This is a genomic window from Dysgonomonas sp. HGC4, from assembly GCF_001261715.1.
Classification (GTDB): Bacteria; Bacteroidota; Bacteroidia; order Bacteroidales; family Dysgonomonadaceae; genus Dysgonomonas_A.
Genome location: NZ_CVRU01000016.1, coordinates 1 through 18175 on the forward strand (window position 1 = coordinate 1; position 18175 = coordinate 18175).

Below are 18175 nucleotides of genomic sequence, written 5' to 3' on the forward strand. Positions count from 1 at the left end.
GTTTTTTGTAGATATATACATCAAGTCTTACAAAAAAGAAGATATTCTTGAAATGTGGACAGAAATATATCACGAAGAAAACGGTGCTATCACTTTGTATAAATACGCGTCGGCATCTCCTATATTTTCAGCAAAAAATTATTGGCTGACCCAATTTTGTGGAAATTATAAAAGAGAAGCTACTTTAGTAGAAGAAAAATTATCATCAGGAATCAAGATCCTTGATTCTAAGATTGGAGTAAGAGCACATCAAATGAGGATACCTTCATTTATGCTTTCACTTAATCAACCTGCAAACGAGGATAGTGGCGAAGTATATGCCAGTTCTTTGTCATGGCCGGGAAGTTTTCAACTGGCCTTTGATCTTGATTGGAATAATAATCTTCGTGCGCTGTCTGGTATTAATCCTTATGCCTCAAAATATATTTTGGAGAAAGGGATAAAGTTTAAAACACCCGTTTCAATCTGGACATATAGCGATTCAGGAAAAGGGCAAGCTAGTCGTAATCTGCATACATGGGCAATCAATTATACTGTTCGTAATGGAAAGAAAGACCGACCTGTACTCTTGAACAACTGGGAAGCGACACATTGTGACTTTGATGAAAAGAAGATAGTTTCTCTTTTTGATGGAGCAAAGGAAGTGGGTATCGAATTATTCCTACTCGACGATGGCTGGTTCGGTAATGGTAAATATGCTCGTGATGATGATAAGCATGGTTTAGGAGATTGGGATATAGACATGAAAAAATTACCTAGCGGATTGTCTTATTTATGTGATGAAGCTGCAAAACGCAAAATTGGTTTCGGCATTTGGTTAGAACCCGAAATGGTTAATCCAAAGAGTTTATTGAATGAAAAGCATCCCGATTGGGTAATTACTCAAGTAAAACGCGCTCCATTGTATGGTCGTAACCAAATGATTTTGGATTTAACACGTCCCGAAGTTCAGAAATTTGAATGGGATGAGGTTATAGACAAGACTTTGAAACCAAATTCGGGAATATCTTATGTAAAATGGGATGCCAACCGTTATGTGACTCAGCCCGGCTCATCTTATTTGCCAGCCAATAAGCAATCTCATTTATTGATCGATTATAATAATGCTTTGCTCGCTTTGATGAAAAAGACTAAAGACAATTACCCTAATGTGATGATGATGCTTTGTGCTGGTGGCAGTGGACGCACCGATTATGGTAGTATGCAATATTTCCACTCATTCTGGCCTAGTGACAATACCGATCCATTAAAAAGAGTATTTATTCAGTGGGGATTTTCGCATATATTTCCTGCTAATACTATCTCGGCACACGTTACACGAATGGGTGGTCGTCCGATGAAATTTGCAATAGATGTTGCACTAAGTGGTGCGTATGGCATCGATTTAGATTTAGGGAAGTTGACTCCGGAAGAGAAAAAACAAATACAAAGCAGTGTGGAACTGTATAAAAAAAGTCTTCGTCCCATAGTGCAGCAAGGAAGTTTATACCGCTTAAGTTCGCCTTATGAGAATGCTAATGCTTCTTTAAGCTATATCTCTCAGGACAAGGATAAGGCGGTTATTTTTGTTTATCAGGTTGAAGATGGTCAGAATAATAAAATAAAATTGAAAGGTCTCGATCCTGCTAAAAACTATACGCTGAAAGAGCTTAATCTTGAAGCGGGTAAAATATCATCTTTTGAATTGGATGGTAAAACATTTTCAGGAGCAGAACTTATGAGTAATGGGTTCACTCCAGTTTGCGTGAAACAGTTGGAGAGTATGGTTATAGGATTAAATGTTGAATAAATTCTCGGATCTTTAAATTAATTTATAGGAGAAGGAGTAAAAACACATAATATGAAAAAATACATCTTATTAGCTTCTATATTGATATTCTGTACTTGGAATGCAGAAGGACAGAATAACCGTTGGCAGTTAGCGGAGAAGGGAGGCATAGAATGGAATATTAAAGGTAATGTGCCACACGATGACCATATAGAAATGAGTGGCAAAAAACTGTCGGTAGTACTCCGTTATGAGGTGGACGCCCATAAGAATTTTTCGGTGAATAGGAGTATTGTATGGCCAATGCTTCGTTTTCAACCCAATAAAACCCGTTCGCATCTCAATAAGCAGTTTGCTTTAGATGTACGCGATTTATTATTGGTTAATAGCCAATCATTGGGACAGGAAACTGTCGATCAAATATTGTTGGAGGGTCTTATGGTGGTTGAAAGCCATTTCGAAAAGAATAACCTTCGAATGACTCGTACTTTATATCCATCAACAACAGAAGCCGCCTATTTCGAAAAATATACGATTCAAAATATCGGAGAGAAGGCAATTTCAGTTGACTTACCAGATTTAGATATGTCCTATATTTCTGACCCCACTGTGGGGATTTATGGAGGATATACCTACGGGGTAAAATCGAGTGAAAAAGGATATTATACTCTTGAATCGGGTAAAGATCTGACTTTTTACATTACTTTTTCAGCACGGAAAATAAACGAGTCGGAACTTACTTTCAATCCAGAGAAAGAGCTTATAGCGCGAAAAGAGTTTGTGAATAATATTTGGTCTAATTTGGTTTTAGAAACACCCGATAACGTTCTGAACAGAATGTTTGCCTTTGCTAAAATCAGAGGTTCAGAAAGTATTTATGAAACTAAAGGAGGCTTGATGCATGGTCCGGGTGGTGAAGCATATTATGCAGCTATTTGGGCAAACGATCAGGCAGAATATATCAATCCATTTTTTCCTTACTTAGGTTATGAAACAGGTAATAAATCAGCCTTGAATTCGTTTCTTCATTTTGCACGCTTTATGAACGATGAATATAAACCTATTCCAAGTTCTATTATTGCCGAGGGTGATGGCATATGGCATGGAGCTAAAGATCGGGGTGATGGTGCTATGATTGCTTATGGTGCTGCTCGTTATGCTTTGGCTAAAGGTAGTAAAGCTGAGGCGGAAGAATTATGGGCGTTAATTGAATGGACATTAGAATATTGCAAACGAAAAATAAATGAGAATGGTGTCGTCGCTTCTGATTCGGACGAATTAGAAAATCGCTTTCCTGCAGGAAAGGCTAATCTATGTACTTCGGGTTTGTATTATGATGCTCTTATATCGGCAGTTTATCTGGGTAAGGACTTAGGTAAGCCAAATAATCAACTAAACGAATATAAGAAAGAAGCAGAAGCTTTGAGAAAAAGCATAGAAAAGCACTTCGGCTATAAAGTAGAGGGTTTTGATACGTATCGCTATTATGAAGGAAATGACATTCTTCGTTCGTGGATATGTATTCCTTTAACTGTTGGAATTTTTGATAGATATCAGGGAACTATTGATGCTCTGTTTTCTCCTCGTTTATGGAGTGATGATGGGCTGTTGACTCAAGCAGGTACAGAAACTTTTTGGGATCGTTCAACTCTTTATGCTTTAAGAGGTGTATTTGCAGCTGGAGCTACTGAAAAAGGGTTGGAATACTTAGAAAAATATTCGCAAAGACGATTATTGGGTGAGCATGTACCCTATGCAATTGAAGCATGGCCAGAGGGTTCTCAACGCCATTTATCTGCAGAAAGCGGATTGTATTGCAGAATATTTACCGAAGGGATTTTTGGTATTCGACCCACAGGATTGAAATCGTTTGAGATAACGCCTCATATGCCTTTGATGTGGAATTATATGAATCTAAAATCAGTCAAAGCTTTTGATGAGACCTTTGATATTAATATCACCCGAAAAGAAGATGAATTAGAGGTAATCATTAAAAGTAAATCGGGTAAAGCTTTTAGCAAAAGGATTAAACAAGGAGAAACTATTCAGGTGAAATTCTAATAAAGATACTCGAGAATAGAGAAATAGAGCTGAAAGTATAAATAATTGAACCAAAATTACAAACCAAATTAACCTTTATAGTTGACTTTTGTATCTGAATTGGAAAATTTATATACTATGAGAAAAATACTATTTTGTGTTACGGTTTTACTTATCGCATTAGCTTCTTGTAAGACGGAAAAGAAGGATATTGTGAAAAATGATTTTGATTTTGCTTCGAAGCAATTGACCTTTGCAATGACAGAGGTAAGTAAAGCTATTGAGGAAGAATCAGCGGAAAGCAGGGAAAAAAGAGAGAAAAAGAATTCGGGTCCTTTAGTAAATCCTCGTACAATAAATCCTGATGGAAAACTTTCATTAGTAGCATCTCGTGATTGGACAAGTGGTTTCTTCCCCGGTGAACTTTGGTATATGTACGAATATACTAAGGATAAGAAATGGGAGACAGCAGCCCGTAAATATACCGATCCTCTGGAACGCGAAAAAACAAATGGAGGAACTCACGATATGGGATTCAAAGTTTATTGTAGTTTTGGAAACGGTTATCGTTTAACTAAAGACGAAAACTACAAGAATATTTTACTCAAATCGGCATATACTCTTACAACTCGTTATCAACCCAATGCAAAGATTATCCGCTCGTGGGATCATAGTGGTGATAAATGGAAATGTCCTGTTATTATAGATAATATGATGAATCTGGAGTTGTTGTTCTGGGCATTCAGCGAAAGTAAAGACTCTTTGTTTTATGACATAGCAGTAAATCATGCTCGAACTACTATAAAGAATCATTTTCGAGAAGATTATAGCTCATATCATGTGATTGACTATGATACAATAAGCGGAGCAGTAATAAATAAGCATACTCATCAGGGATATTCTCATTCATCGGCATGGGCTCGAGGTCAGGCATGGGCGGTATATGGTTATACGATGTGTTACAGAGAAACAAAGCTACCTGAGTTTTTAGAGCAAGCAAAAAATATCGCAAATTATATTTTTACTCATCCTAATTTACCGGAGGATTTAATTCCTTATTGGGACTTCAATGCTCCCGAAATACCAAACGAACCAAGGGATGTATCGGCCGCCACTGTTACCGCTTCTGCTCTTTATGAGTTGAGTACTTATGATAAAGATAATAGCCAGAAGTATTTGAATTGGGCCAATACCATAATGGATAATTTATCTAAAAACTATCTGGCTAAAGTAGGAGAGGACAGAGGTTTCTTATTATTGCACAGTACGGGTTCTAAACCAAGTAATCTGGAAGTGGATGTGCCTTTGGTATATGCCGATTATTATTTTTTGGAAGCATTGCTAAGAAAGCAACAACTGGTACAAACTGGAAAATTGTTTTAATAATTTGAGTTGGAGAATCTTTTTCAAGTAATTCCAACGATTAAGTGCTATATTTAAAAGTTGTAACTAACTATATTTGTTTTACTTGTAAAACTATAAAAGAGTTGAGACCTTAAAAGTTATATTGTTAAGTTTTATTTTGGTCGGGATACAATTCATTGTGTTTCGACCAAAATACACTAGAGAACCAACTCGTTTAGAACCTTAAATAAAGAATAACACAAGGCGTATGAATATGTTTAAGAAAATCATCTTATTATGTTTATTTCTGGGGATTTCATTGTATTCTTCAGCACAAATTAATTATGAGCCTCGCACACGGTTAAACGATGGCTGGGAGTTCCTAAAACAAGACTTAGGTAGTATTTGGGAGGCTGTGAGACCTGTAAAAGCCGGAGATCCCGAAAGTGTTCCTTTGTGGACGAAAGTCACTTTACCACATTGTTTTAATGAAGAAGATGCGGTTGATCCTGATGTAAACTATTACGAAGGCCCAGGTTGGTATAAGAAAATGTTGGAGGTAAATAATCCTTACCCTGATGGACGTATTCTATTGCAATTTGAGGGAGCAGGGCAGAAAACAGAGGTGTATATTTTTACTGAAAAAGTAGGCTCTCATCTAGGAGGGTACGATGAATGGATTGTCGATATAACAGATGCCGTAAAGAGATTTCAGGATTCGGATGCAGCTAAACGTTTTGGGGGTAAGATTCCTTTAAGTATTCGATGCGATAATACAAGAGATACAGAGATGATACCCTCTGATTTGTCGGACTTTAATATCTATGGTGGAATATATAGGTACTTGAATTTGGTATATGTTCCGGCTTTGTCTTTCAAAGGTATTTATACCAATGCTTCGGTTGATGAGAAAGGCAAAGAAGGTAAGCTTTTAGTGAATGTTGATTTCTCTAACTTTTCTAATATTGCAAATGCAAAACTGGATATAACAATATATGCCCCCAATGGTAAGATTATAAAACAAGAGAGTCAGACGTTAAATAACTTTCAAAGTAAAAATATTTTGTATCTAAATGTTCCTAAACCAATGCTTTGGTCTCCAAAGAATCCTAATCTTTATTCATGCGAATTGACTCTATCATCGTCTTCGGGAACTATAACAAACAAAAATAAATTTGGATTCAGACATTTTGAGTTTAAAGAGAAAGGTCCTTTCTTTTTGAACGGCGAGCGCCTTTTATTAAAAGGAACACATCGCCATGAAGATCATGCAGGATTAGCCGCTGCTATGCCCGAAGACTTGATTATAAAAGAAATGGAGATGATGAAAGAGATGGGTGTAAACTTTATTCGTCTGGGACATTATCAACAATCTCGTATTGTATTGGAGCAATGCGACCGTTTAGGGTTTTTGGTTTGGGAAGAAATACCTTGGTGTCGAGGCGGTTTGGGTGGTGATGTGTATAAAGAGCAGGCACGAAGAATGCTTACTAATATGATTACTCAGCACCGTAATCATCCATCTATTATTTTGTGGGGGATGGGTAACGAAAACGACTGGCCTAACGATTTTTCCGAATTTGATAAAGAAAAGATTCGAGCTTTTATGACAGAATTGCATAATCTGTCTCACAGTCTTGATGATAGCCGATTGACCTGTATTCGTCGTTGCGATTTCTGTAAAGATATTGTAGACGTATATTCACCTTCTATTTGGGCTGGTTGGTATAGAGGTATATATACAGAATATAAAAAGTTTTCGGAAGAAGCCAGAGATCAGGTTAACCATTTTCTACATGTAGAGTGGGGGGGAGATGGTCATGCCGGACGTTATGCTGAGATTGATTATAGTGATTTGAGTAAAGTGAAAGTTGGAGATCCTTCAATATTTGAGTCTATTGCAAAAGCTTCAAAAGACAATACTTGGAACGAGACATACGTCTGTGATATTATTGATTGGCATCTGAAAGAGCAAGAAACAATGCCTTGGTTAACGGGGGCAGCTTATTGGCCTTTCAAAGACTTTTCTACACCTGTACGCCCCGATAATCCGGTTCCGTATGTAAATCAAAAAGGCGTTGTAGAACGTGATTTAACAAAAAAAGAAGCTTTCTATGTATTTCAATCCTATTGGACAGAGGAGCCTATGATTCGAATTTTTGGTCATGGTTGGGAAACACGTTGGGGTAAAGCAGATGAGAAGAAATTAATAAAAGTATATTCTAATTGCGAGCAGGTTGAGCTATTCTTAAATGGCAAAAGTTTAGGAACGAAGAAACGTAATTCTCAGGATTTTCCTGCCGCAGGTTTAAGATGGGAATCATTGTTTCAGCCAGATCAAAATACTTTGAAAGTAGTCGGAGTAAAAGGAAAAGTGAAGATTGAAGACGAAATAAGTTTCAACTATGAAACACGTCCTTTTGGAAAGGAAGCCGAGTTGAAAGTTTCAGTAACAGAGGCCGATCAAGATCATGTTTGGGTAGAAGCCGAATTAAAAGATAGTAATGAGGTTGTATGTTTAGAGTCTCGTCAATTTATACGTTTTGAATCTGTAGGGGGCGGACAATTAATCAAGAATCAGGGAACATCTACTGGATCGAGTAAAGTGCAAGCTTATAACGGACGTGCAAAAATAAAACTGGCTAAAAATAAAGGAGAGTCTGTAATTGCTGTTAAGTCAGAAGGACTAAAAACTGTTTTTGTAACAGTTAAGGAGTAAAATAAGATCTGTATCTAGTTTATATTGTCGCAGAACTAGATAAGGCTCTGTTATGATTCTAGAATATATTCATAGATGTTTTTATTCGCTTATGCATGTTTTACAAGACTTAATATTTAAATTATGAAAGAAAAAAAAACTGTAATATTATTATTATCATGCTTTTTATTGTCTGTTTTTTTATCATGTTCCAATAACATTGATTGGGCAAATAAAACAGAGGTAACATTGCATAGCATAATCATGAAGAATGCTGAATGGGCAATGTCTGAAAAACCTCAGACGGTGACGGATTTTCGATGTGATAGGAGTGCAGGAGGTATTCACGATTTTTATTCAGAAGGAGACTATTGGTGGCCTAACCCGAAAGATTCGGATGGAGCTTATATACGGAAAGACGGGCAGACTAATCCTGATAATTTTGTAGCTCACCGATTGGCTATGATTCGCTTCAATAAAATAGTAGGAGCTTTAGTATCTGCATATTTAGTAACAGGAGATGAGAAATATGTAAAACATGCTTTTGTACATATAAATGCTTGGTTAACTGATTCCTCAACAATGATGAATCCCAACTTACTGTATGCTCAGGCTATTAAAGGTATCACGACGGGAAGAGGAATAGGTATTATAGATACTATTCATTTGATGGAAGTAGCACAAGGAGTAGCTTGTATGCAAGATGCAGCTTGTGTAGATAAGGAAAATTTGAAAGCTGTTAAAAATTGGTTTTCTGAATATATTGTTTGGATGACGACACATCAGAATGGTATCGACGAGATGAATGCACAAAACAATCATGGAGGCTGTTGGGTAATGCAATTGGCTGCTTTTGCTAAATTAACAGGTGATAAGGATAAACTAGATTTTTGTAAAACTCGCTATAAGAATGTATTATTACCTGAGCAAATGGCTGAGAACGGAAGTTTCCCTCGAGAAATTTCCCGAACAAAGCCTTATGGATATTCTTTATTTAATCTGGATGTGATGGCAACTATCTGTCAGATATTATCTACTCCTGATGATAATTTGTGGGAATATACTACGTCAAAAGGCTTAAATATGAGAAAAGGAATTGATTTTATGTATCCATATATCAAAGACAAATCAACATGGACTTATCCTCGGGATGTAATGTATTGGGATAATTGGCCTGTGGCTCAGCCTGCTTTATTATTCGCAGCAAAAGCATATGCTGATGAGAGGTACTTTGAGTTGTGGAAGTCTCTTGATCATGAGCCTACTATTGAAGAGGTGGAAAGAAATTTACCAGTGAGGAATCCCCTGATTTGGGTGAACTAACAAAACAAAAAAATAGACTGTCTCATAAAAAAGGCAGTCTATTTTTCCGAATAATGAAAAGGTATTTATTCTATATTGGAAGAAGGTATAAATCTTTTTACCAATACGTCTCTTATTATCAGAGTTAACCAAGTACCCATTACGAATGGGAAGGTAAGAACAGGCAGATCACATCTAATCATAATCTCTTCGGTTATGCCCGATAGCAAAACTGCAATGATTACATATAATCCATCAATTTTTCTTGTTCCTGCAAATGCAATAGCACATAATACAGGGTTGAAGCTGAACATCCCTAGCTTTACATCTTCGATACGATCTTTCAATAAGATAGCAATCAGAACACCAAATAGTGCACCAAAAAGTCCGTATAAGGCAGATGTTGGAGAGCTAACATAAACAGCAATAAAGAAGATTATACCGGATATAAGGCTACCTTGAAAAATAACGTCACCAAATCCTAAACCATAGTCCATCAATGAAAATGGAGTATAATCAATTATATCAACCAAATAATCGGGTGATGATGCCGGAACTGGTGTAAGACTATGAAAGACGTATAGAGAAATCCAAACCAGCACAATAAAAGGAAATGTAAATACTGGTACTTTTTTCTCTATACAGAAATTCATAATTAGGGTACTTATAGCCGACAATATTATAATAGCCGCCCAGATAACTATCGTAGGTTCGAAAAATACGATTAATGCAACACCCACCAGTGTAGCATTAAATCCATAAAGTCCCGAATTAATATTATCTTCATTAAATTTTAGAAGTTTAGCAGTCATCGTTCCTACAACAACAGCAACAACAGCAGCCAATGCCATCAATGGCGAATTTATGACAATACCTATGAGGAAAAGCAAGCCTGTGAGTGCATTGTTTTGCAACATAATTTGCCCCACACCTTTAAGGTAGGGATCCCAGAAATATACTTTATTAGTTTCCATTATTATATTTATTAAAAAGTTGGATTATAGTATATCATTTACTAAAATAAAACAAGAGGGCTTACAATTCCGATAAGGACTTGTGCTGTATTGTTGTTTGACATATTCAGAGTGTTTTTAGCATAATCGGAGAAGTTGTTGTAACGTCCTACATAAGCTGCGAAAAGTTTTACATTGTAAGGCTTGTATATATGATATTCAAGAGCTGCAGTAAAACCCCATTGAGTTCTGATGTGATCGTTTGCATCAGAATCAGGATTTCCGTCCCAATAATTAGAATTTGTCATACCCATAATTGTAGTACTCCATCTGGGTGCGAAAAAATATTCAGCTCTTACCCAATGCTCCATGTATTTTACATCTTGTGCTCTGTGAGCAGGATTATATCCAAGTAAATTACTTATAACACCAGTATTATCTAAATCTTCGGTGCTGTATTTGAAGTCATATTGTAGTGTAAGGTTAGGCATCTTGAATTGATTACCTAATGCCAATAAATTCCAATGTTGGTTTTTAGCTAAATTATATATACTATAACTCCACATGGTACTGAATTTTTCATCAGCAAAGTCTCCTTTCCAATTTACTGTTCCACCTAGCGGAGCTCTAGCTGCTTCTACACCGGGAGTTTCGCCGTAACGCATGTCAAATGATCGGCTATTAGAATTTACTACTTGAACTGTGAAGTTTTGATGAGGTGCAGCAGTCCAGCTAGCTTTCACACCCGACAAGAAGAAATCACCATATTGTACCATATCATTATATGTATACATGTATACAGGATTTAGAAATAACTCGTAACTACCCCATTCTGAGAGCATTTTACCAGCAGTAAGAGAAAAATTAGGAGCTACATCATAAGTAACATTGGCCAAATCGATAGAATGATTCAATCTATCAGTTGTGTTTGGATCCGAAGAGTTATTAGCATATCTGTCTCGGAATACAAAACTGATTTTATCGGTAACTTGTCCTGAAATTTCCAATCGAAACTCATTCATCTGAAATTTAGAATTGTCAAAATGACTATCCGTAAAATTACTATTTGATGCAAATCGCATATTTGCAATCATATTTACATCTTTAAAATATTTTCCTTTGTTCAGTGAAATAAGTGGCTGAGGCGAGTCTTTAGACTCAGTCTCGAAGCCTGTATCTTGTGCAAATGTATAGCTGCACAAAAGTACACTGATAAGTATTAAAATAACCTTTTTCATAAAATCATGTATTAATGTTTGTAATTAATCCGTAAAATATATTGTGTAAAAACCTTAAGTGTATTGGTTACCAGTTCCAAAAGAGCATTCCAGCTCCGCAAATTGTAACAACTCCTCCTCCTATTGCATAGGAATAGCGTTCGAGAACATTTGTTTTTATCAGAGAGAACCCGTAATAGCCAAGCAGGACGATGCTAAGCATAGTGAGTACTGTAGTTAACGTAAAGGTTCCTATTATTAAAGATATTTCGGTTACAGAACGTGTAACACCTGAATAAAAAAGAAGTGGTATAATTGGCTCACTGGGTCCCATTACAAATATTGCAAGTAATATCCATGGAGTTACTTTTACTCTGTCCTGAGGATATACAGTTTCGCCATGTTTATGTGTGTATACGTAAATATCGTCACCATTATATACATCAAAATGTTTGTGAGGCTTATTGGTATATGCTTTGTATAATCCCCATATAAGGTATATGCCTCCTAGTATGAAAAATCCCCAGGCTGCTATATTTCCTCTGATACCCTGAAACCAGTCGAGTTTCGATAATTGCCAACCTAGAACTAAGCCTATTAGCCCGATCAGAACCGAACTCAATACATGTCCTATGCCGCACGCAATAGTCCACATTGCTGTTGTAAATAATGACCATTTTTTAGCCCGTGAAAATACAATGAAAGGCAGATAATGATCGGGACCGGATGCTGTATGAATAAAGCTAATGGCTACCGTTGTTAAGAGGAGAGTCAGTAATTCCGGATTCATGGTGTTTTAATTTAAAGACGTAATTTTCTTTTTGGCTGATATCAGGTCTTTTTCCAGAGTTTGTGAACTAGGTGTATTTAATTCCCATAAATACTTCTCTATTTCTTTGAATGAGTCTAATAGTTGCTCTCCACCATTTCCTAAAATTCTTACTATTATAGAATTTGGTAGGGGTTGAGATACACCATAAATAATGTCTTCTTCTAGTGATAATAAGTCGTGAATATACTCAGCTTGGCTATTAATATCTTCATTTCGTGTATTGACATGCAAGAGTGTAGCTTGGTGTGTATATCCTTCGAGTTGTCCTATTGAGTTGAGATTCATTAATGCGGGCTCAATTAGTATATTGTCTTTTATTATCAGTTTATTATTGTGATATATTTCGGTGAGATTCTGAAATTCCTTAAAAAGGAATATTTCTCCGGAATGCTTTCTGCCGCAAGTGATTATTTCTCCGTATGTAAATATAGATTCACTATCCATATACACACTGTTATGTGCTTTGAATATTGAGTGTTCGTGAGGAACTATGGGGTGTTGTATATAGCTGATTTCGCTATTTTCTTCCAGTGTTATAATCATCTTCTGGCTGGCACCATCTTCCATCTTGAAAAGCCTCTGATAAGATTGCGTCTGTAGTTGAAGCCTTGCATTTTTTTCTGCTGTTATATCAATATCATAGCAGTCGTTATCAAGAATACCCGGCGATGAACTCATTATCATGAGATAGAGAGCTGGATCGGGACGGTTTTCACCAACGTTTGCCAATCTGAAAGGACGGGTGAAATATGTATCTTTAAGATACGTTTGTCCGTCTTTGTGTCCTATTTTTAAGTCAAGCTTATTAATCATGGTATAAACGTTGTAAGAGAGTTCGTTTTATTTATTTCAGTAAGAAAATCGGGCAAGTGTCAATTTTTGATAATTGCCCGATTATTTTTTTGCTTATCTAATTAAGCCTTCGGGTTCTGGAGTATTTTCAAGCAATGCATATTTTTTGATCCATGCAATCACTGTATCCAGACCTTGTAGTGTCATTAGATTGGTGAAAACAAAGGGTGCTCCTTTTCTCATTTTCTTTGAGTCGCGTTCCATTACTCCAAGATCAGCAAGCACATAAGGCGCTAAGTCGATTTTGTTGATAACAAGAAGATCTGATCGGGTAATACCCGGACCACCTTTTCTAGGAATTTTGTCGCCTTCGGCTACGTCGATAACAAAAATGGTTACGTCAGCTAAATCGGGACTGAAAGTTGCCGAAAGGTTATCGCCACCACTTTCAATAAAGATGATTTCGATATCATCAAAACGGTTTGCCAATTCGTCAACCGCTTCAAGATTCATACTTGCATCCTCACGTATAGCTGTGTGAGGACATCCTCCTGTTTCTACACCTATAATTCGGTCTTGTGGTAGTTGACTGTTTCTTGTTAAGAATTCAGCATCTTCTTTTGTGTATATGTCGTTTGTAATTACGCCTATACTGTATTCATTCATCAATCTGCGTGAAAGGCGTTCTAATAGAGCTGTTTTACCTGATCCTACTGGACCTGCTACTCCTACTTTTACATATTTTCTCTTGTTCATTTCTTTTGTCTTTTATAAAGTGTCACTAAATCTTAATATCTCAATCTTTTGCGTATTCTTGTAATTTTATTTTCTAGATTACGACATGTATAATCTGGAGTAGAGCTTTTCGTGTTCCATACAACGAATATCAAACCCAATATTACAAAGCCCTACAAGGTTTCTGTCAAGAGCTAATACTTTGGGTACTGTTGATTGGATTACTTCTTGCATTTTGTATAAAATATCTTGCCCGGAAAGCTGACTTAACGGTACTAATTTTACAGCATTAGTCACCATTCCTACTGCTGCATTGTAGAGAAAAGCGTATACTGCTTCGTGAAGTGGAATTTCGAACAAAGCTGCATACAAACCAAATGTAATTGAGTAATGCCCTTCTGCATCCTGTGAAGCAATAGCTGCCTGATACTCTTCTATAATTGGAGATGTTGTTTGCCTGTCGAATATCTTCTGAAGTCTTATTCCTAATTTACGGCTGGCTTGTTTTATTTCAGTAGGAGCTTTGAGTGCTGCACATTCTTGGTCAAGAGTAACAAGAGCTTTTATATCGTTATTCAATGCAATCTCATACGCCAGCTTTACAAAGGAAGCATCGTTATAAAGTATATTATTTGTAATCATGTTGTGAACAAATGCCTCTGTTGATGCATCGTCTTTTACGATTTTGTGTTGCACGTATGTTTCCAGGCCATTGGAGTGTGAGTACCCTCCAATAGGTAGTGTTGGATCACTTAAGTGCAGTAACTTCCCTAGATAAGCGTTCATAGTTGTATGGATTTATTATTTGCCTAACCCCATTATTTTCGAGAAAATAGAGTTTCCTTCTCCGTGCGAATGTCCGTGGCTGTGTGGTTGTACACTTGCATTTACTATATTCAGTAGTTTTTTATGCACCTTTTCAGTGTGATATCCACTTGCATTTAACCATTTAAAAATGGGTTCTTCGTAAGGGATAAGTATTAAATCGTCCTGAATAAATACTGGTAAATGTTTGTTACCTATTTCGTAAGCTACACTTCCCATTTCTACCATATTATGCGGTGTTACCTGTATGGCATCGCAAGGAAGAATGTCAATAGCTATTATTTTATCCTCGTCCATATAAATCACGTCGTCTTGACGAAGGCGTTGTCCTTCTTTCATAAAACGTATGGCAACTTCTGTTCCCTCATTGGTTTTGCGTCGTTGTATGCGTTTGTTGGCTTCGAACCATTGAATTTGGATCAATTCTACTCTGCGATTAGCTATCTCTATGTCTTTTAGGCTACCTAATATTTGTTCTATTACCATAATCGTTTTAGTCTTTAATACAGCTAACTGTTTATTGGTCGTGTAATTTCTTCTTATGTACTTTGATCACGACATTTCAAAGTCATAAATGGTATTGAGATTTTTTAGTAACCGGAATGTTTAACCGCATTCCGGTTATTGATATCTATTTTACTCTATTTTAGAATAAGAAATAGCGTTGTCCCAATGGAACCGTAGTTGCAGGTTCGCAAGTGATTTTAACACCGTCTACTTTTACTTCGTAATTTTCAGGATTTACGGTAATTTCAGGTGTTTTATCATTGTGGATCAAGTCTTTCTTGGATACATTTCTACATCCTGAAACAGGAAGAAGAGTTTTTTCCAATCCATATCCTTGTACTGTTCCGTTATCGTAAGAAACTTTCGAAACGAATGTAAAGCATGATTTATTTAAAGCTTTACCATATGCTCCGAACATGTTACGATAGATAACAGGTTGAGGTGTTGGTATAGATGCACTAGGATCTCCCATACGTGCAGCTATCATCATACCGCCTTTGATAATGATTTCGGGTTTTGCACCAAAAAAAGCAGGTTTCCATAATACGATATCTGCATATTTACCTGGTTCGATGGAACCTACGTATTGAGAAATACCTTGTGCTATTGCTGGATTGATGGTGTATTTAGCAACATATCTTTTAGCTCTGAAGTTGTCATTTCCATGACCTTCGTCTTCAGCTAATGCACCTCTTTGTTTTTTCATCTTATCGGCAGTTTGCCAAGTACGGATGATAACTTCGCTGATACGTCCCATTGCTTGTGAGTCGGAACTCATGATGCTGAATACTCCCATATCGTGAAGAATATCTTCAGCTGCAATAGTTTCGGGTCTGATACGTGAATCTGCAAATGATACGTCTTCTGGAATAGTACGTTTTAAGTGGTGACAAACCATTAACATATCAAGGTGTTCGTCTATTGTATTTACTGTGTAAGGACGTGTTGGATTAGTCGATGCAGGTAATACGTTAGGGTACATTGCAATCTTGATAATATCAGGAGCGTGTCCTCCACCAGCACCTTCTGTGTGGAAAGTATGGATTACACGGCCGTTGATAGCATTCATGGTATCTTCCAAAAATCCTGCTTCATTCAAAGTATCTGTGTGGATAGCGATCTGAACGTCGTATTTATCAGCTACAGTTAATGCTGTATCTATTGTTGCAGGAGAAGTACCCCAGTCTTCGTGAAGTTTCAAACCTAGGGCTCCGGCTTCAATTTGCTCTATTAGTGGAGCTTCGGTTGATGAATTACCTTTTCCGAATAAGCCAAAGTTCATAGGAAGACCTTCTAAAGCTTGTAACATACGTTCGATATGCCATGCTCCAGGAGTTACGGTAGTTGCATTTGTACCATCGGCAGGTCCTGTTCCACCACCAATCATAGTAGTTGTACCACTATATAAAGCATGTTCAACCTGTTGTGGACAAATAAAGTGAATGTGTGTATCAATAGCTCCTGCAGTTGCAATTAAACCTTGTCCACCATGAACCTCAGTTGAAGCACCAATAATCATATTGGGAGCTACTCCATCCATTGTATCAGGGTTTCCGGCTTTACCTATACCTACAATCTTGCCATCTTTAATACCTAAGTCAGCTTTTACAATACCAGAGTGGTCTATAATGATAACATTGGTTATTACCATATCTAGAACACCTTGGTCGCGTGTTGCTACACTTGATTGAGCCATGCCATCGCGGATAGTTTTACCACCTCCAAATTTATTTTCTTCACCGTATACAGTGTAGTCTTTTTCTATTTCGACAATAATCTCAGTATCGCCCAAGCGCACTTTATCTCCTTTGGTTGGACCATACATTCCAACATATTTGGTTCTATCTATTTTTAGGCTCATGGCTTATTTGTTTTTGAAGTTTTTACTTTTTAATAATTCGATACCGCGTTGCTTGTTATAATCAAGTGAAGTGTCGCCATCTACCAGATTATTATTACCAAATGCACGACGTAAGCCTCCATAGGCAACAAGTTCTACTTCTTTCTCTTCTCCCGGTTCAAAACGTACAGCTGTTCCGGCAGCTATATTCAAACGCATACCAAATGCTTTTGCACGATCGAAGCTAACAGCACGGTTTACTTCAAAGAAGTGGTAATGCGACCCTATTTGTACAGGACGGTCTCCTGTATTGGTCACCTTTACTTTTACAGTTTTACGGCCAACATTACATTCAATGTCCCCTTTTGCGATAAAATATTCTCCAGGTATCATAATTTTGAATTTAATTTGTTTAACGTATAGGGCTGTGTACTGTTACTAATTTGACCCCGTCTGGGAATGTAGCTTCAATCTGCACATCGGGTATCATTTCTGCAATACCTTCCATAACATCATTCTTAGTGAGCAGAGTTGCTCCATATTGCATCAGTTCGGCAACTGATTTTCCATCACGCGCTGCTTCGAGTAAATGACTCGAAATGTAAGCGATAGACTCGGGGTGGTTCAATTTCAACCCGCGTTGTTTACGCTTAGCTGCTACCTCTCCTGCTAGATGTAGCAACAGTTTTTCTGACTCTCTTGGTGTTAAATGCATAATAGGGTATTTTTTATATTAAATAGTGTACAACTCGAGTCTGGTTTTTGACAACTTAAGACTCTTTATTGGTTACGTATTATAACATATGTTGAGGGATATTGTTTTCTTAAATATGAGATTTGTTGTTACGTTTTGATTTTTTTTTGTTTGAATGATGTTTTTATGTACTTTCTTGTTTTGCTTAGTTTTTATCTTCTTATGTTGATTTGTGTATTGTATCTTGCTTTTTAATAGGTGTTTGGTTGTTATTTGTGTGTTTTTATTTTACTTTTTATTAATTTTTCATGTTATTTGCATGCTGTGCAACATATTACAAAATAAAACAAAGTGCTATCTTTTTGATAATTCGTAACACGAATGTTTAATTATTAAAATTAACGAATAAAAATGTTGTAAAGTTAATTTGTTTAAGTGTGTGTTATTTTTATAAATTAACAAATGGACTGTTTGTAGGCAGGTGTTTGCTTGTTATATGAGCTTCTTCTTTAGCATTGTCTAATTTGGTGATATCTTTTATTTTTTCATTAATGCTATTCATAACAGTTAAACTTTATTTATTGTTCATTATATGAAATAGGTCCCAAAATGGAGGGATAAAATTGTA

General features: G+C 36.6%; 14 protein-coding genes and 1 pseudogene. 5 read left to right on the forward strand and 10 right to left on the reverse strand.

Annotated features, from left to right (window positions below; all coding sequences use genetic code 11):
- The 5 genes from HGC4_RS01180 to HGC4_RS01200 all read left to right on the forward strand — a co-directional run.
- A partial coding sequence (locus HGC4_RS01180; RefSeq protein WP_050708287.1) for an alpha-galactosidase occupies positions 1–1789 on the forward strand: 1789 nt, incomplete at its 5' end.
- A 51-nt stretch (positions 1790–1840) separates the two neighbouring features.
- The gene (locus HGC4_RS01185) at positions 1841–3829 is read left to right on the forward strand and encodes a hypothetical protein (protein ID WP_050708288.1); all 1989 of its coding nucleotides are present in this window, start codon (positions 1841–1843) and stop codon (positions 3827–3829) included.
- 117 nt (positions 3830–3946) lie between these two features.
- The gene (locus tag HGC4_RS01190; protein WP_050708289.1) at positions 3947–5191 is read left to right on the forward strand and encodes a glycoside hydrolase family 88 protein; all 1245 of its coding nucleotides are present in this window, start codon (positions 3947–3949) and stop codon (positions 5189–5191) included.
- Between the two features lie 235 nt (positions 5192–5426).
- The gene (locus HGC4_RS01195) at positions 5427–7871 is read left to right on the forward strand and encodes a glycoside hydrolase family 2 protein (protein ID WP_087880134.1); all 2445 of its coding nucleotides are present in this window, start codon (positions 5427–5429) and stop codon (positions 7869–7871) included.
- A gap of 123 nt (positions 7872–7994) precedes the next feature.
- Positions 7995–9173 carry an alginate lyase family protein gene (locus tag HGC4_RS01200; RefSeq protein WP_050708291.1) on the forward strand — a complete coding sequence of 393 codons (1179 nt, stop codon included), beginning with the start codon at positions 7995–7997 and terminating at the stop codon, positions 9171–9173.
- Between the two features lie 65 nt (positions 9174–9238).
- On the opposite strand, the gene HGC4_RS01205 is transcribed toward HGC4_RS01200, so the two are convergent.
- The 10 genes and pseudogenes from HGC4_RS01205 to ureA form a co-directional block, all read right to left on the reverse strand.
- Positions 9239–10126 (reverse strand): urea transporter, encoded by an 888-nt coding sequence (locus tag HGC4_RS01205; protein WP_050708292.1) that lies wholly within the window; start codon positions 10124–10126, stop codon positions 9239–9241.
- A 41-nt stretch (positions 10127–10167) separates the two neighbouring features.
- Entirely contained in the window at positions 10168–11343 is a 1176-nt protein-coding gene (locus HGC4_RS01210; protein WP_050708293.1) for a porin, read from the reverse strand.
- Positions 11344–11410: 67 nt separating this feature from the next.
- Positions 11411–12112 carry a hypothetical protein gene (locus tag HGC4_RS01215; RefSeq protein ID WP_050708294.1) on the reverse strand — a complete coding sequence of 234 codons (702 nt, stop codon included), beginning with the start codon at positions 12110–12112 and terminating at the stop codon, positions 11411–11413.
- 6 nt (positions 12113–12118) lie between these two features.
- A complete protein-coding gene (locus tag HGC4_RS01220) occupies positions 12119–12967 on the reverse strand; it encodes an urease accessory protein UreD (protein WP_050708295.1) in 849 nt (282 codons plus the stop codon).
- A 93-nt stretch (positions 12968–13060) separates the two neighbouring features.
- Positions 13061–13702, reverse strand: coding sequence for an urease accessory protein UreG (ureG, locus tag HGC4_RS01225; RefSeq protein WP_050708296.1), 642 nt, complete (start codon positions 13700–13702; stop codon positions 13061–13063).
- A 78-nt stretch (positions 13703–13780) separates the two neighbouring features.
- Positions 13781–14467 (reverse strand): urease accessory protein UreF, encoded by a 687-nt coding sequence (locus HGC4_RS01230; RefSeq protein WP_050708297.1) that lies wholly within the window; start codon positions 14465–14467, stop codon positions 13781–13783.
- A 15-nt stretch (positions 14468–14482) separates the two neighbouring features.
- Positions 14483–14992: an urease accessory protein UreE gene (gene ureE, locus HGC4_RS01235; RefSeq protein WP_050708298.1), complete on the reverse strand. Its 510-nt coding sequence runs from the start codon at positions 14990–14992 to the stop codon at positions 14483–14485.
- Between the two features lie 160 nt (positions 14993–15152).
- Positions 15153–16874, reverse strand: coding sequence for an urease subunit alpha (gene ureC, locus HGC4_RS01240; protein ID WP_050708299.1), 1722 nt, complete (start codon positions 16872–16874; stop codon positions 15153–15155).
- A 72-nt stretch (positions 16875–16946) separates the two neighbouring features.
- Positions 16947–17246 (reverse strand): annotated as a pseudogene (gene ureB / locus HGC4_RS01245) (urease subunit beta); the annotation flags it as partial.
- A gap of 19 nt (positions 17247–17265) precedes the next feature.
- Positions 17266–17568 carry an urease subunit gamma gene (gene ureA, locus HGC4_RS01250; RefSeq protein ID WP_050708301.1) on the reverse strand — a complete coding sequence of 101 codons (303 nt, stop codon included), beginning with the start codon at positions 17566–17568 and terminating at the stop codon, positions 17266–17268.
- Positions 17569–18175: the final 607 nt, after the last annotated feature.

What these genes read in the sequence shown, in the direction of transcription:
- HGC4_RS01185 (WP_050708288.1), top strand. Translation starts at nt 1,841, where the DNA reads ATGAAAAAATACATCTTATTAGCTTCTATATTGATATTCTGTACTTGG.
- HGC4_RS01190 (WP_050708289.1), top strand. Translation starts at nt 3,947, where the DNA reads ATGAGAAAAATACTATTTTGTGTTACGGTTTTACTTATCGCATTAGCT.
- HGC4_RS01195 (WP_087880134.1), top strand. Translation starts at nt 5,427, where the DNA reads ATGTTTAAGAAAATCATCTTATTATGTTTATTTCTGGGGATTTCATTG.
- HGC4_RS01200 (WP_050708291.1), top strand. Translation starts at nt 7,995, where the DNA reads ATGAAAGAAAAAAAAACTGTAATATTATTATTATCATGCTTTTTATTG.
- HGC4_RS01205 (WP_050708292.1), bottom strand. Translation starts at nt 10,126, where the DNA reads ATGGAAACTAATAAAGTATATTTCTGGGATCCCTACCTTAAAGGTGTG.
- HGC4_RS01210 (WP_050708293.1), bottom strand. Translation starts at nt 11,343, where the DNA reads ATGAAAAAGGTTATTTTAATACTTATCAGTGTACTTTTGTGCAGCTAT.
- HGC4_RS01215 (WP_050708294.1), bottom strand. Translation starts at nt 12,112, where the DNA reads ATGAATCCGGAATTACTGACTCTCCTCTTAACAACGGTAGCCATTAGC.
- HGC4_RS01220 (WP_050708295.1), bottom strand. Translation starts at nt 12,967, where the DNA reads ATGATTAATAAGCTTGACTTAAAAATAGGACACAAAGACGGACAAACG.
- ureG (WP_050708296.1), bottom strand. Translation starts at nt 13,702, where the DNA reads ATGAACAAGAGAAAATATGTAAAAGTAGGAGTAGCAGGTCCAGTAGGA.
- HGC4_RS01230 (WP_050708297.1), bottom strand. Translation starts at nt 14,467, where the DNA reads ATGAACGCTTATCTAGGGAAGTTACTGCACTTAAGTGATCCAACACTA.
- ureE (WP_050708298.1), bottom strand. Translation starts at nt 14,992, where the DNA reads ATGGTAATAGAACAAATATTAGGTAGCCTAAAAGACATAGAGATAGCT.
- ureC (WP_050708299.1), bottom strand. Translation starts at nt 16,874, where the DNA reads ATGAGCCTAAAAATAGATAGAACCAAATATGTTGGAATGTATGGTCCA.
- ureA (WP_050708301.1), bottom strand. Translation starts at nt 17,568, where the DNA reads ATGCATTTAACACCAAGAGAGTCAGAAAAACTGTTGCTACATCTAGCA.